Source organism: Micromonospora yangpuensis, assembly GCF_900091615.1.
Lineage (GTDB): Bacteria > Actinomycetota > Actinomycetes > Mycobacteriales > Micromonosporaceae > Micromonospora > Micromonospora yangpuensis.
Genome location: NZ_FMIA01000002.1, coordinates 4,549,544 through 4,570,047, shown reverse-complemented (window position 1 = coordinate 4,570,047; position 20,504 = coordinate 4,549,544). Strand labels below are relative to the sequence as shown.

At 73.6% G+C, this 20,504-nt stretch carries 16 protein-coding genes; 10 read left to right on the top strand and 6 right to left on the bottom strand.

Annotation, left to right across the window (positions count from 1 at the left end; translation table 11 throughout):
• The first annotated feature begins 13 nt into the window (after positions 1–13).
• The 5 genes from GA0070617_RS30030 to GA0070617_RS20555 all read left to right on the top strand — a co-directional run bounded on the left by GA0070617_RS30030 (position 14) and on the right by GA0070617_RS20555 (position 4,062).
• A complete protein-coding gene (locus GA0070617_RS30030) occupies positions 14–223 on the top strand; it encodes a hypothetical protein (protein WP_139135723.1) in 210 nt (69 codons plus the stop codon).
• A gap of 54 nt (positions 224–277) precedes the next feature.
• Positions 278–1,045, top strand: coding sequence for a methyltransferase domain-containing protein (locus GA0070617_RS20570; RefSeq protein ID WP_091441149.1), 768 nt, complete (start codon positions 278–280; stop codon positions 1,043–1,045).
• A complete protein-coding gene (locus GA0070617_RS20565; protein WP_091441146.1) occupies positions 1,042–2,211 on the top strand; it encodes an alkaline phosphatase family protein in 1,170 nt (389 codons plus the stop codon). The genes GA0070617_RS20570 and GA0070617_RS20565 overlap by 4 nt, the downstream gene beginning before the upstream one ends.
• 38 nt (positions 2,212–2,249) lie before the next feature.
• Positions 2,250–3,551 carry a DNA polymerase IV gene (locus tag GA0070617_RS20560; protein ID WP_091441143.1) on the top strand — a complete coding sequence of 434 codons (1,302 nt, stop codon included), beginning with the start codon at positions 2,250–2,252 and terminating at the stop codon, positions 3,549–3,551.
• Positions 3,552–3,666: 115 nt separating this feature from the next.
• The gene (locus GA0070617_RS20555; RefSeq protein ID WP_091441140.1) at positions 3,667–4,062 is read left to right on the top strand and encodes a DUF3040 domain-containing protein; all 396 of its coding nucleotides are present in this window, start codon (positions 3,667–3,669) and stop codon (positions 4,060–4,062) included.
• A gap of 298 nt (positions 4,063–4,360) precedes the next feature.
• Here the strand turns inward: GA0070617_RS20555 and GA0070617_RS20550 are convergent, their stop codons facing one another.
• The 3 genes from GA0070617_RS20550 to GA0070617_RS20540 are packed head-to-tail and all read right to left on the bottom strand — an operon-like array spanning position 4,361 to position 9,217.
• Entirely contained in the window at positions 4,361–6,835 is a 2,475-nt protein-coding gene (locus GA0070617_RS20550) for a transglutaminase TgpA family protein (protein ID WP_091446820.1), read from the bottom strand.
• A gap of 28 nt (positions 6,836–6,863) precedes the next feature.
• Entirely contained in the window at positions 6,864–8,162 is a 1,299-nt protein-coding gene (locus tag GA0070617_RS20545; RefSeq protein ID WP_091446816.1) for a DUF58 domain-containing protein, read from the bottom strand.
• 2 nt (positions 8,163–8,164) lie between these two features.
• Complete coding sequence (locus GA0070617_RS20540; protein WP_091441137.1) at positions 8,165–9,217, bottom strand: AAA family ATPase; 1,053 nt, start codon at positions 9,215–9,217, stop codon at positions 8,165–8,167.
• 480 nt (positions 9,218–9,697) lie between these two features.
• Between GA0070617_RS20540 and leuS the strand changes: the two genes are divergently transcribed.
• The gene (leuS, locus tag GA0070617_RS20535; protein ID WP_091441134.1) at positions 9,698–12,538 is read left to right on the top strand and encodes a leucine--tRNA ligase; all 2,841 of its coding nucleotides are present in this window, start codon (positions 9,698–9,700) and stop codon (positions 12,536–12,538) included.
• 219 nt (positions 12,539–12,757) lie between these two features.
• On the opposite strand, the gene GA0070617_RS20530 is transcribed toward leuS, so the two are convergent.
• The 3 genes from GA0070617_RS20530 to GA0070617_RS20520 all read right to left on the bottom strand — a co-directional run bounded on the left by GA0070617_RS20530 (position 12,758) and on the right by GA0070617_RS20520 (position 15,568).
• The gene (locus GA0070617_RS20530) at positions 12,758–13,417 is read right to left on the bottom strand and encodes a TVP38/TMEM64 family protein (RefSeq protein ID WP_091446812.1); all 660 of its coding nucleotides are present in this window, start codon (positions 13,415–13,417) and stop codon (positions 12,758–12,760) included.
• A gap of 191 nt (positions 13,418–13,608) precedes the next feature.
• Positions 13,609–14,331, bottom strand: a complete 723-nt coding sequence (locus GA0070617_RS20525) for a type 1 glutamine amidotransferase (protein ID WP_091441131.1) — start codon at positions 14,329–14,331, stop codon at positions 13,609–13,611.
• Positions 14,321–15,568 (bottom strand): MurT ligase domain-containing protein, encoded by a 1,248-nt coding sequence (locus tag GA0070617_RS20520; RefSeq protein WP_091446808.1) that lies wholly within the window; start codon positions 15,566–15,568, stop codon positions 14,321–14,323. The genes GA0070617_RS20525 and GA0070617_RS20520 overlap by 11 nt, the downstream gene beginning before the upstream one ends.
• A gap of 358 nt (positions 15,569–15,926) precedes the next feature.
• Between GA0070617_RS20520 and mraZ the strand changes: the two genes are divergently transcribed.
• The 4 genes from mraZ to GA0070617_RS20500 all read left to right on the top strand — a co-directional run bounded on the left by mraZ (position 15,927) and on the right by GA0070617_RS20500 (position 20,496).
• Positions 15,927–16,358, top strand: coding sequence for a division/cell wall cluster transcriptional repressor MraZ (mraZ, locus tag GA0070617_RS20515; RefSeq protein ID WP_091441126.1), 432 nt, complete (start codon positions 15,927–15,929; stop codon positions 16,356–16,358).
• A 209-nt stretch (positions 16,359–16,567) separates the two neighbouring features.
• Positions 16,568–17,671, top strand: a complete 1,104-nt coding sequence (gene rsmH / locus GA0070617_RS20510; RefSeq protein ID WP_091446799.1) for a 16S rRNA (cytosine(1402)-N(4))-methyltransferase RsmH — start codon at positions 16,568–16,570, stop codon at positions 17,669–17,671.
• Positions 17,668–18,306, top strand: a complete 639-nt coding sequence (gene ftsL, locus GA0070617_RS20505) for a cell division protein FtsL (protein WP_091441122.1) — start codon at positions 17,668–17,670, stop codon at positions 18,304–18,306. The genes rsmH and ftsL overlap by 4 nt, the downstream gene beginning before the upstream one ends.
• Positions 18,307–18,309: 3 nt before the next feature.
• Positions 18,310–20,496, top strand: coding sequence for a peptidoglycan D,D-transpeptidase FtsI family protein (locus GA0070617_RS20500; protein ID WP_091441118.1), 2,187 nt, complete (start codon positions 18,310–18,312; stop codon positions 20,494–20,496).
• Positions 20,497–20,504 lie beyond the last annotated feature (8 nt).

Below are 20,504 nucleotides of genomic sequence, written 5' to 3'. Positions count from 1 at the left end.
CGGCGAAGATCTGGTGATCTCGTCGTCCGTGGAGAGGAAGAACAACAGCATGGGCAACAACGGCTACAACGCGGTGGCCAACACGCGGCGGACCCGGCTCGGTGCGGGGTGGGTACCGGTCCACCACGCCGAGTCGCGGGAGTACGCGGTGACCGACGGCCCGGTGGCCAACGACCGCCGGTCCCGCGCCGAGGACGAGCCTCCCGCCACCAACCAGGTGTGACCCCGGGGCCACACCTGCGGGGCACCGGAGGGGGCCCTGCGCGCCCGGGCGGCCGTGACTAGGCTCGACCGGGTGGAGCAGACCCGAGACCCGCTCGCCGGGCCGCCGTTGACCCCGCGTACCGCCGTGATCTGGTCGGTGCTCCGGGCCGAGCTGGAACGGCGCGGCGGTGACCGACTGACCGTGCTCGACGTGGGCGGCGGCACCGGCGGTTTCGCCGTGCCGCTGGCCCGGGCCGGACACCAGGTCACCGTGGTCGACGCCAGCCCCGACGCGCTCGCCGCGTTGACCCGCCGGGCCGCCGAGGCCGGGGTCGCCGACCGGGTACGCGCCGTGCAGGGCGACGGCGACGCGCTCGCCGGTCTGGTCGAGCCGGGCAGCGTCGACCTGGTGCTCTGCCATGCCGTCCTGGAGGTGGTCGACGACCCGGCCCCGGTGGTGGCGGCCCTGGTCGCCGCGCTGCGGCCGGGCGGCGCGGCCAGCGTGCTGGTCGCCGGCCGGGCCGCCGCGGTGCTGGCCCGCGCGACAAACGGCCACCTGGACACCGCCGCCACGCTCGCCGCCGACCCGGCCGGCACCGCCGGCCCCAAGGACACCCTGCGCCGCCGTTACGACGCCGACAGCGCCGCCGACCTGCTGCGCGCCGCCGGGGCGGTGGTCGAGGAGATCCACGGGGTACGGGTCCTGGCCGACCTGCTGCCCGCCGCGGTGGCCGACAGCCAGCCGGCGGCCCTGCTCGACCTGGAACAGGCCCTAGCCGGCCGGTCGCCCTACCGGGACCTGGCCGCCGCGCTGCACGTCTTCGCCCGTCGGCCGGCATGAGCCGCTACGTTCCGCCGGCGGACCCGTTGACGCCGGTGGCGCCCCGCTACGCCGGGGACGGTCTGGTCGACGTGCTGCCCAGCGCGCTGGCCGTGCTCGGGGTGCCGGGTGCGGTCGACCGGTTGGGGCTGGCGCCCCGGCTGGCCGGGGTACGCCGGATCGCCGTGCTGCTCGTCGACGGCCTCGGCTGGTACCAGATCCCGGTGGCCGCCCCGCACGCGCCGACGCTGGCCGGCCTCGCCGCGACCGCCGGCCGACCGATCGTGACCGGCTTCCCGTCGACCACCCCGACCAGCCTGGTGACGTTGGGCACCGGGGTCGCGCCGGGCGAGCACGGGGTGCTCGGCTTCCGGGTCCGGGTGCCCGGCAGCGACCGGGTGCTCAGCCACATCGAGTGGGGCGACGATCCGGATCCGGCGCGCTGGCAGCCGGTGCCCACCCAGTTGCAGCGGGCCCGGGCCGCCGGAGTCACCACGACCGTGGTCAGCCGCCCGGAACACGGCGGCAGTGGCCTGACCCTGGCCGCGAACCGGGGTGGTGACTTCCGGGGCGCCGCCGACCTCGACGCGCTCGCCGTCGAGCTGCTGACCGCGCTGGCCGCCGGCACCGGGCCGACCCTGGTCTCCGGCTACCACCCGGACGTGGACCGGTGGGGGCACGTCACCGGCGTCGACTCGCCGCACTGGCGGGTCGCCGTGGCCGAGCTGGACGCGCTGCTGGCCCGGCTGGTCGACGGACTGCCGGCGGATGCGGCGCTGCTGGTCACCGCCGACCACGGGCAGCTCAACATCCCGGTGGAACACCGCTTCGACGTGGACGCCGATCCGCTTCTGCGGGCCGGGGTGCGGCTGGTCACGGGCGAGCCCCGGGTCCGCTACCTGCACGTCGAGCCAGGAGCAGAGCACGACGTGCTGGCCGCCTGGTCGGCGACGCTGGGTGCCGCCGCCCGGGTGCTCACCCGCGACGAGGCGGTGGCCACCGGCTGGTTCGGGCCGGTGGCCCCGGAGCACCTGGCGCGCCTCGGTGACGTGGTGGTGATCTGCCGGGACACCCACGCGGTGGTGGCCACCCGGTCCGAGCCGCCGATGGCGTCCCGGCTGGTGGGGTACCACGGCGCGGACACCGCCGTCGAGATGACCGTCCCGCTGCTGGTCGTACGGGGCTGACCGGCCAGGTTGTCGTAGCCGGCGGCTAACCTGCGGGGATGGGGCGTAGCCAGTGGTTGCCGCGCGGTGGTGATCCACGCTTCGGTCCGGGCTTCGGTCCGGGCGCGGGTCTCGGTCCGGGCGCCGGCCCGGACGCGGACGACACCGGGTGCTCGATCCTGCACGTCGACATGGACGCCTTCTTCGCCTCGGTCGAGGTGCGGCACCGCCCCGAGCTGCGGGGTCGGCCGGTGGTCGTGGGTGGGGTCGGCAACCGCGGCGTGGTCAGCTCCGCCAGCTACGAGGCCCGCCGGTACGGCGTCCGCAGCGCCATGCCGACCGCGCGGGCCCGGGCGCTCTGTCCCCACGCGGTCTACCTGCCGCCGGACTTCACCCGGTACACGGCGGCGTCGCGGGCGGTGATGGCGATCTTCCGGGACGTCACCCCGCTGGTCGAGCCCCTCTCGCTCGACGAGGCGTTCCTCGACGTGGCCGGGGCCCGGCGGCTGTTCGGCCGGCCGGTGGAGATCGCCCGGCTGATCCGGGCCCGCGTCGTGCGGGAGCTGGGGCTTACCTGCTCGGTGGGGGTGGCCTCGACGAAGTTCGTGGCCAAGCTCGGCTCCACCCGGGCCAAACCCGACGGCCTGTTGGTGGTGCCGGCCGCCCGGGTGATCGAGTTCCTGCACCCGTTGCCGGTCTCGGCGCTGTGGGGGGTGGGGGAGCGCTCGGCGGCGACCCTGCACCGGCTCGGCCTGAACACCATCGGTGATCTCGCCGAGGCACCCGCCGGCATGCTGCGCCGGGCCCTCGGCGAGGCCGCCGCCACGCACCTGCACGCCCTGGCCACCGGGCGGGACCACCGCCGGGTCGTGCCGGAGCAGGTGGAAAAGTCGATAGGTGCCGAGGTGACCTTCGAGGTGGACGTCACCGACCCCGAGGAGATCCGCCGGGCCCTGCTCTCGCTCGCCGAGCGGGTAGGTTCCCGGATGCGCCGAGCCGGCCAGGTCGGGCGGACGGTCGCGGTGAAGGTGCGGTGGGCGGACTTTCGCACCGTCAGCCGGTCCCGCACCCTCGACGTGCCGACGGACACCGCCCGGGAGATGTTCGACACCGGCTGGGCGTTGTTCACCGCTCTGGACCCGACCGAGCCGATCCGACTGGTCGGGCTCCGGATGGAGGGTCTGGCCGCGGCGGCCCAGACCCCACAGCAACTCGCGCTCGGCGCTCCCGAGCGCGGCTGGCGGGAGGCGGAGGCCGCGGCGGACGCCGCGGCTGCCCGATTCGGGCGGTCCGTCATAGGTCCGGCCAGTCTGCTCGGCAGGGCCGATCCCCGTCGAAACGAAAATCCTCCCCACCCGTAGGTCGTCCCGCTTTCCGACGCGCGACCCCCCTCGTAGACTTGCGGGTAAGCAGCCGAATGGCTGCCACGGTCTGTCGACCCGAGTGGGCCGACCCATGTGACCGGGGAGGAGTGCCGTGCCGCTCTCGGAGCACGAGCAGCGGCTGTTCGAGCAGATCGAGCAGTCGCTTGCCGAGGACCCCAAATTCGCCTCGGCCGTGCGCGCCAGCGACCCGCGTTTCCACGCGCGGCGTCGCCTGCTCGTCGCTGCCGCCGTGATCATCGTTGGCCTCGCCCTACTGGTCTACGGCGCGGTGATCAAGACGCCGCCGCTGGCGGTGGCGGGTTTCGTCGTGATGCTGGCCTCGGCGGCGTTCGCGGTGCAGTCGCATCGTCGGGCCCAGTCACCGGACCTGCACGTGGTGGGTGGCACGACGAGCCGCCGGCGGCCCCGGGGCCGTTCGGGGCGTCGGTCGTCGATGCTGGACCGGATGGAGGACCGGTGGCGGCAGCGCCCGGAAGGGCACCGCTGAGCCGGGCCGGTCGCTGAGCCGGTCCGATAGGGAGCCGGTTCAGCTCGCTGGGCTTGGACCAGCTCGCTGAGCCGGCCTGATGGGTCAGCTCGTCCTGCCGGCACAGTGGGCGGGACGAGCCAGCAGCCACGAGGCAGGTCGCGGAGCCGACGAGCCTCGTGGCATCTTGCTGCCCGTTGAGAGCCCGTCACGCCCGTCACGTCCGTCACGCCCGTCACGTCCGCCCGGCACACCGATCCCCGTCATGATGCGGCCGCCCGGGACGACTGTCCCGGGCGGCCGCGGTGTCAGCTCGCCGTCAGCGGGTGGCGCGGTCGGCGATGAGCCGCCGGGGACTCCAGCGCACCAGCCGCTGGCGTAGCTGCCCCGAGGCGGCCACCAGCCGGGCCGACGACTCCGCCAGGGCCGTCCGCCAGCGCAGCAGCGTCGACGGGGGCAGGACCGTCGCCACCAGCCGGGTCCTCCGGTTGGCCTGCTCGGCCAGCGCGCTGCGCACCGTGTGCAGTGCGGGCGGCAGGTCCTCGCCGGTCAGCGGAGTGCGGGCGTACCGGGCCCGTTCTTCGGCGTGACCGAGCAGCCGGGCCGCCGTGGCGGCGGAGGCGTGCCCGGTCAGGGCGGCACCGGCCAGCCGGTCGGCGGTGGCCCGGGGCGTCTCCGTCCGGTCCACCGGGACCCGGTAGTCGACAAGCGTGTCCACCAGCTCGTCCCACGCGGCGTGGGCGTGCGCCCGGGCCCGGTCGGCGTCCACCTCGACCACCAGCTGCCGGTCGCCGGTAGCGGTCGACCCGGTCGGGTCGTCCACCGTCGTCGCCGGGGCGGTGACCGCCGTCGGGCGGGCCCGCCGTCGACGCAGCGCCAGCCGGAGCAGCGCCGGTGCGGCCGAGAGCGCCAGCAGACCGAGGATCCCCAGCGTCCACCACGGCCAGCGGGGCGACTCGTCGACCGGTGCGCCACCGGCCGGGTCGAAGCCGGTGTCGATGTCCTGCTCGGCGGCGTCCTGCTGCTCGGCCGGAGCCGGCGCGGCCGGGTCGTCCGGTGCGGCCGGGGTGTCGGCCTCGGGACTGGTCGGCTCGGGCGCGTCGGTGTCCGGGGCCCACTCGGAGCGGGTCGACCCCTGCACCCCGTAGGTGGGCGTGGCGTCGAACGGCACCCAGCCGAACCGGTCGAAGTAGACCTCCGTCCAGGCGTGCAGGTTGCGGTTGGTGAGCGTGTACGTGTTGCCGTCCCGCTGGCTGCCGTTGGTGAAGCCGAACGCCACCCGGGCCGGGATGCCCGCCGCCCGCACCAGCCACGCCATCGCGGCGGCGTACTGCTGGCAGAAACCGACCTTGTTGTCCAGGAAGTTGACGATGTCCTGGCCGCTGGTGCCGCCCTCGGTGCTCAGCCGGTAGCTGAAACCGTTCTCCGCGGAGAAGTACTCGTAGATCGCGCGGACCTTGTCGTAGTCGGTGCGCTGCCCCTGGACCAACCCACTGACCAGCTGCTCGACCTCCGTCACCGGCGGGGTGTTGGTGTACCGGCGCCGCATCTCGTTCTCCGCCGGCAGGGTACGCGCCGCCCGCAGCTGGTCGGGCGTGAACGCCGAGCGTACGTAGTCGAACGAGTACTGCTTGCCCCGCGAGGTCTCCCGGTTGGAGAAGAGCACCTGCAGGTTGGGGTCGTAGAGCCAATTGCCGCTGAGGTCCTCGGTGCGCACCGGCTCGGCGTAGGTCGGCAGCAGCGGCATGATGAGGTCCCGGCTGATCTCCACCGTGGCCCGGTACTGGCGTTGCTCGACGCCGCTCGCGGCCCGCGCGGTCGGGTCGGGCAGCTCCTGGGCGACCGACCGGCCACTGGGACTACGGACCCGGAAGCCGTTGGGTTCCAGCACGTCGGCCACCCCGTACCGCAGGTAGAACGGGTTCGGCTCGGTGGTGGTCACCTTGATCAGGTCGGTGACCTGGGACTGGTTGAGCTGGCCGCTGAGCGAGGCGAACAGGTCGATCCGACCGGGCGCGCCGCCCTGTCCGGGGCCGCCGGTGCCGGTGCCCGCCCCGTTGCCCAGCCGGTTGAGCAGCCCACCGGACATCCCCGGCACCGCCAGCGGCAGCACGACGGCCAACGCCACCCCGACCACCGCCAACCGCCGGCCGGCCGCGGCCAGTGGGGACGCCTCCCAGACGTGGACGTCGCGGCCCTCACCGGTGAACCGGCGACCGAACCGGCGTACCCGGACGATGTTGTCGGTGACCAGCAGCCACAGGTAGCCCACGGCACCGACCACGAACGGCACGGCGGGCACGCTGTCGACGTAGACGGCGACCGGCACCGAGTAGATCGCGAGCATCGGCAGGCCGGCCAGCGCCGGCCGGCGCAGCCCGACGGTGAGCACGTCGACCACCACCGCCACCGCGCCGATGCCGAGCACGGCGAGGAAGAGCAACGGGTCGGTGTCCGGCACCTTCACCCCGTACGAGCGCATGTCCTCCAGCGACGCGCCGAGCAGGGTGCCGAAGTGCGCGAAGGTGCCCGGGGTGGGCACCAGCGCGGCCAGCCCGCTGCCGCTGGGGAAGAGCCAGTTCAGGGCGAGCAGCAGACCGGCGAGCATGCCCAGCACCTGGCCCCACAGCGGGGCCCGGACCAGCCGGGTCAACGCCGCCACGCCGGCCACCGCGGCCACCACGACAGCCGACTGGATCAGCCAGGTCCACCGTTCGAAGATGGCCGACAACGGCGCCGAGGCCAGCAGCGTCGCCGCCGCCGCGACGAAGCCGAGATTGCGGTGCGCGGTCACCACGCCACTCCGTTCCACTGGTCGATCGTCACTTCCTGCCCCCGGACACCGTCTCGGCCATCGCCGCCCGCAGCGCGAAGCCCTGCGAGCCCCGGGCCGACTGGGGCCAGAGCGCCGGCAGTTGGGCGCCGTGGTCGACGCCGATCACCCGCCAGCCGTTCTGCAGCAGGGCCAGCGCGGCCGTACCGTGCGCGTGTTCGGCCTCGGTCCGGGCCTTCGGGGGCAGGCTGAGCCAGGTCGAGCTGTCCAGCAGGAACCCGACGCAGGTCGCCCCGTTGCCGCGCAGCCCGGACAGCAGCTCCGCCTCGGCGGGGCTCAGCGACCCGAGCAGGGCGATGATCAGGCCGCCGTCGGCGCGCTGACGGACCCGCTGGACCAGCTCGGTGATCTCGATGTGCCGGTCCAGCCGGACGTCGGCCAACTGGTCCAGGACCATGCCGTCCCCGGTGCCCTCACCGGCGTCGACGTCCACCCCGGAGCCGGTGACCAACCGCAGCTTGTAACCGGACTGCCGCAGGTGCACCGCGACGCTCGCGGCGGCCGAGACCGCCCACTCGAAGCTCGCCGTCGGCCCGTCACCCTTGTGACCGTACGCGCGGGTGTCCAGCACCACCGTGGCCCGGCTCTCCCAGGGCTGCTCCTCGCGCCGGACCATCAGCTCACCGGTGCGGGCGGTGGACTTCCAGTGCACCCGGCGCAGGTCGTCGCCGCGGCGGTACTCCCGGGTCGCCGTGTCGTCCTCGCCGTGCACCGCCACCGACCGGGCCCGGCTGTCACCGCTGCCGGCGTACTCGCCGGGCAGCCGGATCGACGGCAAGGGGGTGACCTGCGGAATCACCGTCAGGTGGTCGGTGCTGGGGAAGGACCGGCTCAGCTCGCAGAGCCCGAACGGGTCGGTCATCCGGACCACCAGCGGACCCACCTCGTACCGGCCGCGCACGTCGGCGCGGACCGTGTACGCCACCGAGCTGGCCTGGTGGGCGCCGAGCCGTTCCAGCACCACCCGGGGCCGGCTGCCCAGCGCGTACGGCAGCCGGTCCTCCAGCAGCAGCGTCCCGGTGGGCAGCCGGGACATGTTCTGCAGCCGCAGCACCACCCGGGAACTGGCCCCCACCGGCACCCGGTGCGGATCCAGTGACCGGCTGCAGGCCAGCTTGTACCGGCTCCGCCCGACGTAGGCTGCGCCGAGCAACGGCAGGACGGCCAGCAGCACGGCCACCCGCAGCAGGTCCTTCTCGCCCAGGATGCCGGCGGAGATGGCCGCCGCGACCGCGGCGGCCAGGAAGGACCGACCCCGGGTGGTCAGGCCGCGCAGCCCGTCACGCACGGTCACGGCCTCCGGGGCTCGAACGGCGGCCGGCCGTTGCCGCCTGCGGACCGGGTGTCGTACGGGGAACGCTGCCGGTCGTGCGGCAGGGGCAGCCGGTGCACCAGCTCGGCGACGATCGCGTCGGTGGTACGCCGGGCGAGCTGCGCGTCGGCGGTCGGGATGATCCGGTGGGCCAGCACCGGCACGGCCAGCGTCTGCAGGTCGTCGGGGAGGACGTAGTCCCGGCCCTCCAGGGCGGCCACCGCACGGGCGGTGCGCAGCAGCTGCAGGGTGCACCGGGGGGATGCGCCCAGTCGCAGCTCGGGGGCCTCCCGGGTGGCGGTGACCAGGTCGATCGCGTACTGCTTGACCGCGTCGGCGACGTGCACCTGCCGCACGGTGGCGATCAGCTGACGCACCGTCGCCGCGTCGGAGACCGGGCGCAGCTCCTGCAACGGGTCGAGGGCGCCGTGCCCGTCCAGCATGGCCAGCTCCGCCTCCGGACCCGGGTACCCCATCGCGATCCGGGCGGTGAACCGGTCACGCTGGGCCTCCGGCAGCGGGTACGTGCCCTCCATCTCGATCGGGTTCTGGGTGGCGATCACCATGAACGGCGTCTGCAGCTGGTAGGTGACACCGTCGACGGTGACCTGCCGCTCCTCCATGCACTCCAGCAGCGCGGACTGGGTCTTCGGCGAGGCCCGGTTGATCTCGTCGCCGACGACCAGGTTGGCGAAGACCGCACCCGGGCGGAACTCGAAGTCGTGCGTCTCCTGGTTGTAGACGCTGACCCCGGTCACGTCGCTGGGCAGCAGGTCGGGGGTGAACTGGATGCGGCGTACGGAGCAGTCGATGGAGCGGGCCAGCGCCTTGGCCAGCTTGGTCTTACCCACCCCCGGGACGTCCTCGATGAGCAGGTGGCCCTCGGCGAGCAGGACGGCCAGGGCGAGCCGCACCGTGGCGGTCTTGCCTTCGATGACCTGCTCGATGTTGCCCACGATGGCTTCGCTGGCGGTGCGGAACTCGTCGTCGGGCAGCAGTCCGCCCACCTCGTCCCAGGTCTGCTGTGTCACGGGCCTCCTCCTCGTCGCCTCCGACGGCAGCTTCGTCGCAGGGCACCGGGCCCCGCCGACGGGCACGCGACGGGTCAGCCTCGTCTGCCGCAGGAATCTCACTGGTCTCTCAGGCTAACCATGTTTACGGTTATCGCCGACCCCCGCAGGTCGACGCCGGGTTACCCGGGGAATATCCACCGGGAGAGGCGACCGGTCGTCGCCGGACGACTGCGCTGGGTTAATCCGCGGCCGGCAGGCGACCCGTACCCCCGACAGCAGGGCCCGGGCCGCGGCGGCGGGCACCCGGGCCGCGGCGGCGGGGTACACTGCCGGGCATGGCCGGAGTCTTCCTGCTTCTTACCGGGCCGTGCTGATCCGCGCAGACGCGTGAGCAGCACGGCGGCCCCTCCTGCGTGAGGGGCTTTTTCGTGCCCGCAGCAGAGTCCCGACCCCGCCACACCGACCACCGTTTCGAGCAGAACGCGCCGAGGAGACGCCATGACTGAGGCCGCCGCACCGACGGGCGACGTTCCCCCGTACCGGTACACCGCGCAGCTGGCCGGCGAGATCGAGCGCCGGTGGCAGGACACCTGGGCGCGGGAGGGCACCTTCCACGCGCCCAACCCGACCGGTCCGCTGGCCGACCCGAGCCACCCGCGCGCCGGCGCCGAGAAGATGTACGTGCTGGACATGTTCCCCTACCCGTCCGGGGCGGGCCTGCACGTCGGGCACCCGCTGGGCTACATCGGCACCGACTGTTACGCCCGCTTCCAGCGGATGGCCGGGCGCAACGTGCTGCACGCGATGGGCTTCGACGCGTTCGGCCTGCCCGCCGAGCAGTACGCGGTGCAGACCGGCACCCACCCCCGCACCACCACCGAGCAGAACATCGAGCGGTACCGCACGCAGCTGCGCCGGCTGGGGCTGGCCCACGACGAGCGGCGGTCGGTGGCGACCATCGACACCGACTTCTACCGCTGGACCCAGTGGATCTTCCTGCAGGTATTCAACTCCTGGTACGACACCGAGGCGAAGAAGGCCCGGCCGATCGCCGAACTGGTCGCCGGGTTCGCCGCCGGTGAGCGACCCACCCCGGACGGTCGGCCCTGGGCCGAGCTGAGCGCCGCCGAGCAGCGCGCGATCGTCGACGACCACCGGCTGGCGTACGTCTCGCAGGCGCCGGTGAACTGGTGCCCGGGGCTGGGCACCGTGCTGGCCAACGAGGAGGTCACCGCCGACGGACGCTCCGACCGGGGCAACTTCCCGGTCTTCAAGCGCAACCTGAAGCAGTGGATGATGCGGATCACCGCGTACGGCGACCGGCTGCTGGACGACCTGGACGCCCTGGACTGGCCCGAGCCGATCAAGCTGATGCAGCGCAACTGGATCGGCCGCTCCACCGGCGCACACATCGACTTCGGCACAAACCGGGAGCCGATCCGGGTCTTCACCACCCGGCCGGACACCGTCTTCGGGGCCACCTACCTGGTGCTGGCGCCCGAGCACGAGCTGGTCGACGCGCTGGTGCCGGCGGCCTGGCCGGCCGGCACCCGGGACGCCTGGACCGGTGGGCACGCCAACCCCCGGGCGGCCGTCGAGGCGTACCGGAAGGCGGCGGCGGCCAAGACGGACCTGGAGCGGCAGGCCGACTCCAGGGAGAAGACCGGCGTCTTCGTCGGCGCGTACGGCGTCAACCCGGTCACCGGCAGCCAGATCCCGATCTTCGTCGCCGACTACGTGCTGGCCGGCTACGGCACCGGTGCGATCATGGCGGTGCCCGGCCAGGACGAGCGGGACTGGGCCTTCGCCGAGGTCTTCGACCTGCCGATCGTGCGTACCGTGCAGCCGAGCGAGGGCTTCGACGGCAAGGCGTACACCGGGGAGGGCCCGGCGATCAACAGCGCCGCGCCCGAACGCGGCCTGGACCTGGACGGCCTGGGGGTCGCCGAGGCCAAGGCCCGGATCATCGAGTGGCTGGAGGCCAACGGCCACGGCACCGGCGCGGTCACCTACCGGCTGCGTGACTGGCTCTTCTCCCGGCAGCGCTACTGGGGCGAGCCGTTCCCGATCGTCTACGACGCCGACGGCAACGCGGTCGCGCTGCCCGAGGAGATGCTGCCGGTCGAGCTGCCCGAGGTGGCCGACTTCTCGCCGAAGACGTTCGACCCCACCGACGCCGACAGCTCCCCGGAGACCCCGCTGTCGCGTCGGCGGGACTGGGTCGAGGTGGAGCTGGACCTGGGCGACGGGCCGAAGCGCTACACCCGCGAGACCAACGTGATGCCGCAGTGGGCCGGCTCCTGCTGGTACGAGCTGCGCTACCTGGACCCGACCAACTCCGGCCGGTTCGTCGACGCCGAGAACGAGCGGTACTGGATGGGCCCGCAGGGCGAGGGCGACTGCGGGGGCACCGACCTGTACGTCGGCGGCGCCGAGCACGCGGTGCTGCACCTGCTGTACGCGCGTTTCTGGCACAAGGTCCTGTACGACCTGGGCCACGTCTCGTCGTTCGAGCCGTACCGCCGGCTGTTCAACCAGGGCATGATCCAGGCGTACGCGTACACCGACACGCGCGGCTCGTACGTGCCGGCCGAGGAGGTCGTCGAGCGCGACGGCGGCTGGTTCCTGGGTGACGACGAGGTCCGCCGCGAGTACGGCAAGATGGGCAAGTCGCTGCGGAACGTGGTCACCCCCGACGACATGTGCGCCGTCTACGGCGCGGACACCTTCCGGGTGTACGAGATGTCGATGGGGCCGCTGGAGGTGTCCCGCCCGTGGGAGACCCGGGCGGTGGTCGGCTCGTACCGGTTCCTGCAGCGGGTCTGGCGGGCGGTCGTCGACGAGCAGACCGGCGCGGTACGGGTGACCGATGAGCCGGCCGACGCCGCGACCCGCCGGCTGCTGCACAAGGTGATCGACGGGGTCCGGGCCGACATGGCGGGGATCCGGTTCAACACCGCGATCGCGAAGCTGATCGAGCTGACCAACGGGCTGACCCGGCTGCCGGCCACCCCCCGCGAGGTGGCCGAGCCACTGGTGCTGATGCTGGCCCCGTTCGCCCCGCACGTGGCCGAGGAGCTGTGGCAGCGGCTGGGCCACACCGGCTCGCTCACCTACGTCGACTTCCCGACCGCCGACCCGGCCCTGCTGGTGGCCGAGACGGTGACCTACCCGGTGCAGGTGAACGGCAAGGTCCGGGGCCGCGTCGAGGTCCCCGCCGACGCCGCCGAGGACACCGTGCGCGCCGCCGCCCTGGAAGCCGTGGCCGGCATCCTCGCCGGCAAGGACCCCCGCAAGGTCATCGTCGTCAAGGGCCGCATGGTCTCCGTAGTCCTGTGAGGTGAAAGGAAGGGCCCCCGGTTAACGCTTTCGGTATAGCAGGGGGCCCTTCTCACCACCGCCGCTGGCCTGTGGTGCGTGCGCAACGGTCAGGGGTCGCGGCGGTGTAGCGCGAGCATGGTGACCAGGGCGGCCACCGCCGCCCAGCCGGCGTACGTGGCCCACGCCCCGGAGACGGTGGCGGGGTGGGTGCCGTCCAGCCACGGGCCGACGGTGGGGTCAGCGGGCGGCGCGCCGACTGCGTTCGGCCCGCCACCAGCGGGCGACCAGCACCGCGCTGGCGACCAGGCCCAGCGTGGCCGGCGCGGCGGCGTACCAGTTGATCCCGCCGGGGGTGGTCACCGAGGCACCCATCGCGGCGTAGCCCAGGGCGGTCGGCGCGGAGGCCAGGACGCTACCCACCAGGTACGGCAGCAGCCGCGCGCCGGTGGTGCCGTAGCCGTAGCTGACCAGGCCGTAGCCGGAGATCGGCAGCAGCCGTACGGTCATCACGCCGAACACGCTCTGCCTGGCGAACCAGTGGTCGAGCCGGGCCAGCCGGCCGCGGACCCGTTCGGCGACGAACTCCCGCCCGAGCAGGCGACCGGCTGCGAAGCCCAGAGCGGCGGCGAGCAGCGCCGCGCCGAGGGCGTACAGCGCGCCGGTGAACGGACCGAAGACGGCGCCGGCGGCGAGCGTCACGAAGGTCCGGGGGACCAGGGCGACCAGCAGCAGCGTCCCGACGACGATCGCGGCGAACGGCGCGAACGGGCCCAGCCGGTCGGCCAGCTGCGGAATCTCGCCCGGGGCGGGCAGCGGCACCAGGAGCACCAGCAGACCGAAGCCGGCCAGCATCGCCACCAGGAGGAGGAAGCGACGGGCCGAGGGCTGCGCCGCCATCCGGCGGAGCGCGGCGAACACCGCCGTGGGGCCGGGCCGCAGCCGCCGACCCGCGGCGTTCCCGCCGGGCGGCGGGCCGGCACCTGCTCCGTCGGGAGGTGCGCCGGCTCCGGCGGGGGTTGCGCTCTCCCGGGGCCCGGAGTCGGCCCCGCCGGCCGGGAGCCGCCCGTGCGGCTCCCGGCCCTGCGGGGTCACGGTCGGGCGGCGGCTGCCACCGCGTGGCGTCGCTCGGAGCGCAGCCGCTCGTGCCAGGTGTCGTCCAACGGCGGCAACTGGTGTACGCCGGTGGCCCAGCGCAGCAGCAGGTCGGCCAGGGCCGGGTTGCGGGCCAGGGCCGGCCCGTGCGAGTACGTGCCGAGCAGCTTGCCGCGCCAGGCCCCCTCGGTCTGGCCGTCGTTGCCGACCCCGGCGGTCACCCTGGCCACCGGCGCGACACCGGGACCGAGGCGGGTACGCCCGCCGTGGTTCTCGAAGCCGGTGAGCGCCGGGACACCCAGCCGCGGGTCGATCTCGCCGGCCAGCTCACCGACGGCCCGGCTGGGGCCCCGGTCGGAGGCGATGTCCAGCAGCTCCAGCCCGGCGTACTGGGTGCCCTTGGCGAAGAACGAGGTGCCCAGCAGTTGGTAGCCGGCGCAGACGCCGAAGACCACCGAGCCCTGGGCCACCGCCCGGTGCAGGCCACCGTCGGCGAGCAGCCGCTGCGCCCCGAGCGCCTGCGGACCGTCCTCCCCGCCGCCGATCAGGTAGATGTCGGCGGTGGCCGGCAGCCGCTGGTCGGAGCGGACCTCCATGGTCTCCACCGGCATGCCGCGCTGCCGGGCCCGCCGGGCCAGGATCAGCAGGTTGCCCCGGTCACCGTAGGTGGAGAGCAGGTCGGGGTAGATCCAGACGATACGCAGGCTCTCAGTTGACACGGTCCAGCTCCGCTCGGATGTCCTGGAAGGCGGTGTAGTTGGCGATGACCTCCAGGCGGCCGGGTGGGACCGCCCGGAGCGCCTCGGAGAAGGTCCGTACGTGCTGGAACGGCACGTCGTTGACGTCGAGGCGGACGGCCAGGTCGTACGCCCGGTCGCCGGTGATCAGCACCTGCCGGCCGCGCAGCGGGGCGAAGTCCACGTCGAACAGCCAGGAGGTGTCCAGCCCGTCGGGGTCCCGGGCGTTGATGGAGAGCAGGGTCGGGGCGTGGTCGGCCATGTCGAACGCCTCCAGCCAGCTGGCCGGGTTCTTCGCCAGCAGCAGCCGGATGTTGCGCCCGTCCCGGTCGACCTGCGCGTACCGGCCGGCGACCGAGGTGACGCTGCCCAGCTGCAGGACCGCGTCGACCGGGCGTACCCCGAACTCGGCGGCGACGGCCAGCGCGGTGGCCGCGTTGCCGATGTTGACCTTGCCGGGGAGTTGGAGCTTGACCTTGTGCCAGGCACCGGTGGGATCGGTCACCCCCTCGTCCTCGACCACCCAGTTCGGCTCGGGCCGACGCAGCGGACAACCGCTGCACCACCACTGCACGCCGGAGCGCTGGATGGTCGAGCCGCACTCGGGGCAGACCCAGGAGTCGTCGTGCCACCGTTGGCCGGCACTGAACCAGGTGACGTGCGGCGAGGCGAGTCGCCTGTCGTGTTCGGGCGGGGGTGTGGTGGCCCACACCACCATCGGGTCGTCGGCGTTGGCCACCACCCGTACCTCCGGGTGCCGCACCAGCGCGGCCCGCCAGAGCTGCGCCATCATGGCGACCTCCTTGGCCCGGTCGAGCTGGTCCCGGGAGAGGTTGAGCAGCGCCACCACGTGTGGGTCGGTCGCCTCCAGCACCTGGGCCAGGTAGTGCTCGTCCACCTCCAGCACCGCGTACGGCGTGCTGCCCGCCTTGGCCAGCGCCGAGGTGTGCCCGGTGGGCATGTTGGCGCCGAACGAGTTGGTGGCGACCCGACCGAGCACGCCGACTGCCGCGGCGGCCAACCGGGTGGTGGTGGTCTTGCCGTTGGTCCCGGAGACCAGGGCGATCGCCCGCCCGGCCGCGAGGTGGGCGAGCAGGTCCGGGTCGATCTTCAGGCCGATCCAGCCACCGATCACCGAGCCGTCGCCGCGGCCCGCAGCCCGCGACAGCGCCGCGGCGGTACGCGACACGGAGCTGGCCACCTTTGCCCGCATGGGCATCTTCGCGTCCGTCACGCGAGCGAGGTTACCGGACCGGCGCCCCCGCCCGATCTCAGACCGAGGGCGTTCCCTCCGTCCCGCCGGCGGCCGTCGGTCCACCTCCGACGGTGCGGTCGGACGGAGTCGATCAATGTCGGAAAGCGGACGCGGCGCACCGGGGCGCGCCGGCCCTCCACTCGGCTCCACCCTTTCTGACGTGCGTTTTTGTCGTCGAAACCGGCGCGCCACGCGGGCGAATCTGGTTGCAGGTGGAGGGAAGTGGAGTAGAGTGGGGCGCGATGGTGAGGCCGGGAGGGCCCCACCGGCCCGGGGGGTCAGCGGCGCCGCGAACGCCGCTCAGGGCGAGGGGGTTGGGCCGGTGTTTCTCGGCACCCACACTCCACGCCTGGACGAAAAGGGCCGGTTGATCCTTCCGGCCAAGTTCCGGGACGAGCTGGCGGGGGGTGTCGTGATCACCAAAGGGCAGGAGCGCTGTCTCTACGTCTTCCCGATGCCCGAGTTCCAGCGGATCGCGCAGCAGTTGCACGCCCAACCGATGACCAACAAGGCGGCTCGGGCCTACAGCCGGGTCTTCTTCGCCAGTGCCCACGACGAGGTCCCGGACAAGCAGGGCCGCGTCACCATCCCGGCCCATCTGCGCGGCTACGCCGCTCTCGACCGCGATCTGGTGGTCATCGGCGCGAGCACCCGGGTGGAGATCTGGGACCGGGCGGCGTGGGAGAGCTACCTCGCCGACAGCGAGGACGACTTCGCCGACATCTCGGAGGGGGTGCTGCCCGGCGGTCTGTAGGGCGTGACGGCGCCCCGACGTACTGCGAGATCTCCAGCCGCTTCGAGTTCCTGGCACCCCTTCCCCGGTGCCAGGCGCACGATCCAGTCTCCGTGGGGCGCGACCCACGAACTGGCCGGGAGCGGATGGGGATCTGGCGGTACGACGCAGGCGTCGTCCGACGACAGGACGCGTACACAACTGAACCGGTGCAACCAATGGGGGTCCAGATGGGGGAGCTACGCGGCACGCACGTGCCGGTGCTGCTCGAGAGGTGTCTCGAGTTGCTCGCTCCCGCGCTGGGTCGGGGCGGGCGGACGGTACACGTCGACGCGACGCTGGGGTTGGCCGGTCACGCCGAGGCGGTGCTCGCGGCGCATCCGGAGACGGTCCTGATCGGTCTGGACCGGGACACCGAGGCCCTCGCCCACGCGCGGGTCCGGCTGGCCCGGTTCGCCGACCGGGTCCACCTGGAGCACGCCGTCTACGACGAGCTGCCCGAGGTGCTCGACCGGCTGGGCTACCCCACGATCGACGGGATCCTGTTCGATCTGGGGGTCTCCTCGCTCCAGCTGGACGCGCCCGACCGCGGGTTCGCCTACGCCCAGGACGCACCGCTGGACATGCGGATGGACCAGACCCGGGGGACGACCGCCGAGGAGGTGGTCAACACCTACGGCCACCCGGAGCTGACCCGGCTGTTGCGGGTCTACGGCGAGGAGAAGTTCGCCGGGCGGATCGCCTCGGCGATCATCCGGGAGCGGGAACGGGTCCGGATCACCTCGTCGGCGCGGTTGGCCGAGCTGGTCCGGGACGCCATTCCCGCACCAGCCCGACGAACAGGCGGTCATCCGGCAAAGAGAACGTTTCAGGCTTTACGGATCGAGGTAAATAGGGAACTGGCGGCACTGGAAACAGCGTTGCCAGCCGCGCTCGACAAGCTCGACGTGGGCGGCCGCATGGTGGTCCTGTCCTACCACTCGCTGGAGGACCGGCTCACCAAGCAGGCGCTCGCCGACCGGGTCCGCAGCAAGGGCCCGATCGACCTCCCGGTCGAACTCCCCGGTACGGGGCCGACGTTCCGACTGCTCAGTCGGGGCGCGGAACTGCCTGGGGAGGGGGAGGTCGCCGCGAATCCGCGGGCCGCCTCGGTGCGGTTGCGGGCCGCGGAACGCCTCGACCCGAACGTGGCACAGCAGGGGCGGACCGACCGCGAACGGTACCGCCGACGGGTGAAGGGGATGCACCAACCGGGGACGACCGCTGGTGGATCCGGGCGGGATCCGCAGCGGTCGGTGCGGGACGGGACGGACGAAGAGGGGGAGGGAACATGAGCGTCAAGGGGCACGTCCGCCGGAACGAATCCGGCGTCGGGCAGCGCGAACCGCGGTCGGGGGGCCGGACCGCGGCGGAGCGGGCCACGCGCGGCGCAGCCGCGGCGGAGCGGGTCACGCGCGGCGGAGCACCGACGTCCGGGACGGCACGTGCCGAGCGGTCGGCAACTCGCAGCCGGGGGGCGCGCGAGTTCCCGACCCAGGGCAGCGCCGCGCTGCGACCGGCCGAGCGGGCCCGGCCCGCGCCGGCCACCGCACGGGCGCCCCGGCTGCGGGTCGCGCCGCCGCCGCCGGTGTCGGTGCCGCGGGCGCCCTTCGTGGCCCTGATCCTGGTGCTCGTCGTCGGTGGGGTGCTGGGCATCCTGGTGGTCAACACGAAGATCAACGAGAACGCGTTCCGGTTGGAGGAGCTCCAGCAGCAGCAGGCCAAGCTCGACCTGGAGGAGCAGCAGCTGCACAAGGAGATCGCCAAGCAGGAGGCGCCGGGCAACCTGGAGGCCAACGCCCGGAAGCTGGGGCTGGTCGAGTCGGCCGAGCCGGCGTACATCCGGCTGCCGGACGGCAAGATGATCGGCGTGCCCCGGCCCGCCGACGGCGCGCCGTCGGTCACCAGCCAGCAGGGCGCGGGAGGCTGACCCGTGCCACCACCACGCTCGGAGGATCCGCGCCGGGACGCCACAGGCGCCCGGCGCGGTTCGTCGCGGGCCAGCGGCGCGCGCGGCGGCGAGGCGGGCGGCGGCATCTCCGACGCCCGCGCGTACACGCCCCGGGGCCGAACCATCCGGGAGGGCGCCGCCGACGGGTCGCCGCGGCGCACGCCCCGCGCGGGTCGGGCCGGTGACCCGTTCCGGCCGGCGTTGCAGGTGCTCGACGGCGGTCGTGCCGGTACCAACCGGACCGGTCGGCGGGACGCGGCCGCGACCGGCCGGGGTGGGGTCATCCGGACGGTGCAGGCGCGTCCGGTCGCCGACGACCCCGACGACGAGGCCGGCCCGCCACCGCGCCGCCGACCCGGTCCGCGGCCGGCCCGTGGTCCGGACCGTCGTGGTGCGGCCCGGCGGCCGGTGCGCAAGCCCCGGCGGGCCCCGAAGCTGGCCGATCCGCGTCGCCGGCTCCGCCTGGCCACCGTGCTCACCCTGGCCGTCTTCGCCACCATCGGCATCCGGCTGGTCGTACTGCAGGCGGTGGAGACCCCCGCCTGGGCCGGGGCCGGACTCAGCGACCGGCTGATCAGCGTCGACCTGCCGGCACCGCGCGGGGCCATCTACGACCGCGACGGCGCGCCGCTGGCCCACAGCATCGAGGCACGGTACGTCTTCGCCGACCCGACCCGGATCGACGACCGGGCGGCGACCGCCCAGGCGCTCTCCCCACTGCTCGGCGTGGCCGCCTCCGACCTGGCCGAGCGGATGCGCCCGAGGATCCGGGAGAACGGCAAGCCCTCCGAGTTCGAGTACCTGGCCCGCGGAGTGCCGATCGAGCGGGCCCGGCAGATCATGGCGCTGGAGTTGAACGGCATCGGCAGCCACCGCGACGAGCGGCGCGAGGTGCCCAACGGCGACCTCGCCGCCAACCTGCTCGGCTTCACCAGCGACGACATGACCGGGCTGGAGGGGCTGGAGGCCCGCTACGACGACGTGCTCAGCGGGGTGGACGGCCGGCGGGTCTACGAGTCCGGCCGCAACAAGCTGGCCGCGCCCATCCCCGGCGGCTTCAGCCAGACCACCAGAGCCGAGCCGGGCAGCTCGGTGTGCCTGACCATCGACCGGGACCTGCAGTTCCGGGTGCAGCGCATCCTCGGCGAGCGGATGGCCGAGACCCGGGGCAGCACCGGTGCCGCCGTGGTCCTCGACGTCGCCACCGGCGAGGTGCTGGCCCAGGCCAGCTACCCCGGCTACGACGCGGCCAAGCCGGCGCAGAGCGAGCCGGTCGACCGGGAGGACGCGGCGACCAGCTTCGTGGTCGACCCGGGCTCGGTGCACAAGGCGATCACCTTCGGCGCGGCGCTGGAGGAGGGCGTGATCACGCCGGAGACCACCCTGCCGATCCCGAACGCCATCCAGATGGGTGACACCTGGTTCGCCGACACCCATCCCGCGCAGGGCCGCGAGATGAGTCTGGCCGGGATGATGGCGCACTCCTCCAACGTCGGCACCATCAAGATCGCCGAACTGTTGGGCCGGGACAACCTGATCGAGTACCAACGCCGGTTCGGGCTCGGCCAGCCCACCGGGGAGGGCATGCCGGGTGAGGCCGCCGGTCGGATCCTGCCCGCGCAGGAGTGGAGCGGTTCGTCGTACGGGTCGGTGCCGATCGGGCACAGCGTGGACGCCACCCCGCTGCAGATGGCCGCCGCCTACGCGGCGATCGCCAACGACGGCACCTGGATCCAGCCGCACCTGGTCAAGGAGATCGTCGACGCCAAGGGCGACCGCACCCCGGCGGCGGCCCCGAAGACCCACCGGGTGCTCAGCCCGCAGAACGCGGCGGCGCTGCGCACGATCCTGGAGGCGGTCACCACGGTGCCCGACGCCACCGGGACCGCGGCGGCGGTGAGCGGTTACCGGGTCGCCGGCAAGACCGGCACCGGCTGGCGGCTGGTCGACGGGCGCAAGCAGCCCGGCGAGGTGGCCTCGTTCATCGGCATGGCCCCGGCCGAGAAGCCCCGGTACGTCATCGCGGTCTTCGCGCACACTCCCGTCGGCGGCGGCGGCGAGATCACCGCCCCGGCCTTCGCCGACATGATGCGCTTCACCCTGCAGCACTACCGGGTGCCCCCGTCCAGCAGCGATGACACCCCGAACTTCGTGGTCTATCCCCGCTGACCGGCCAG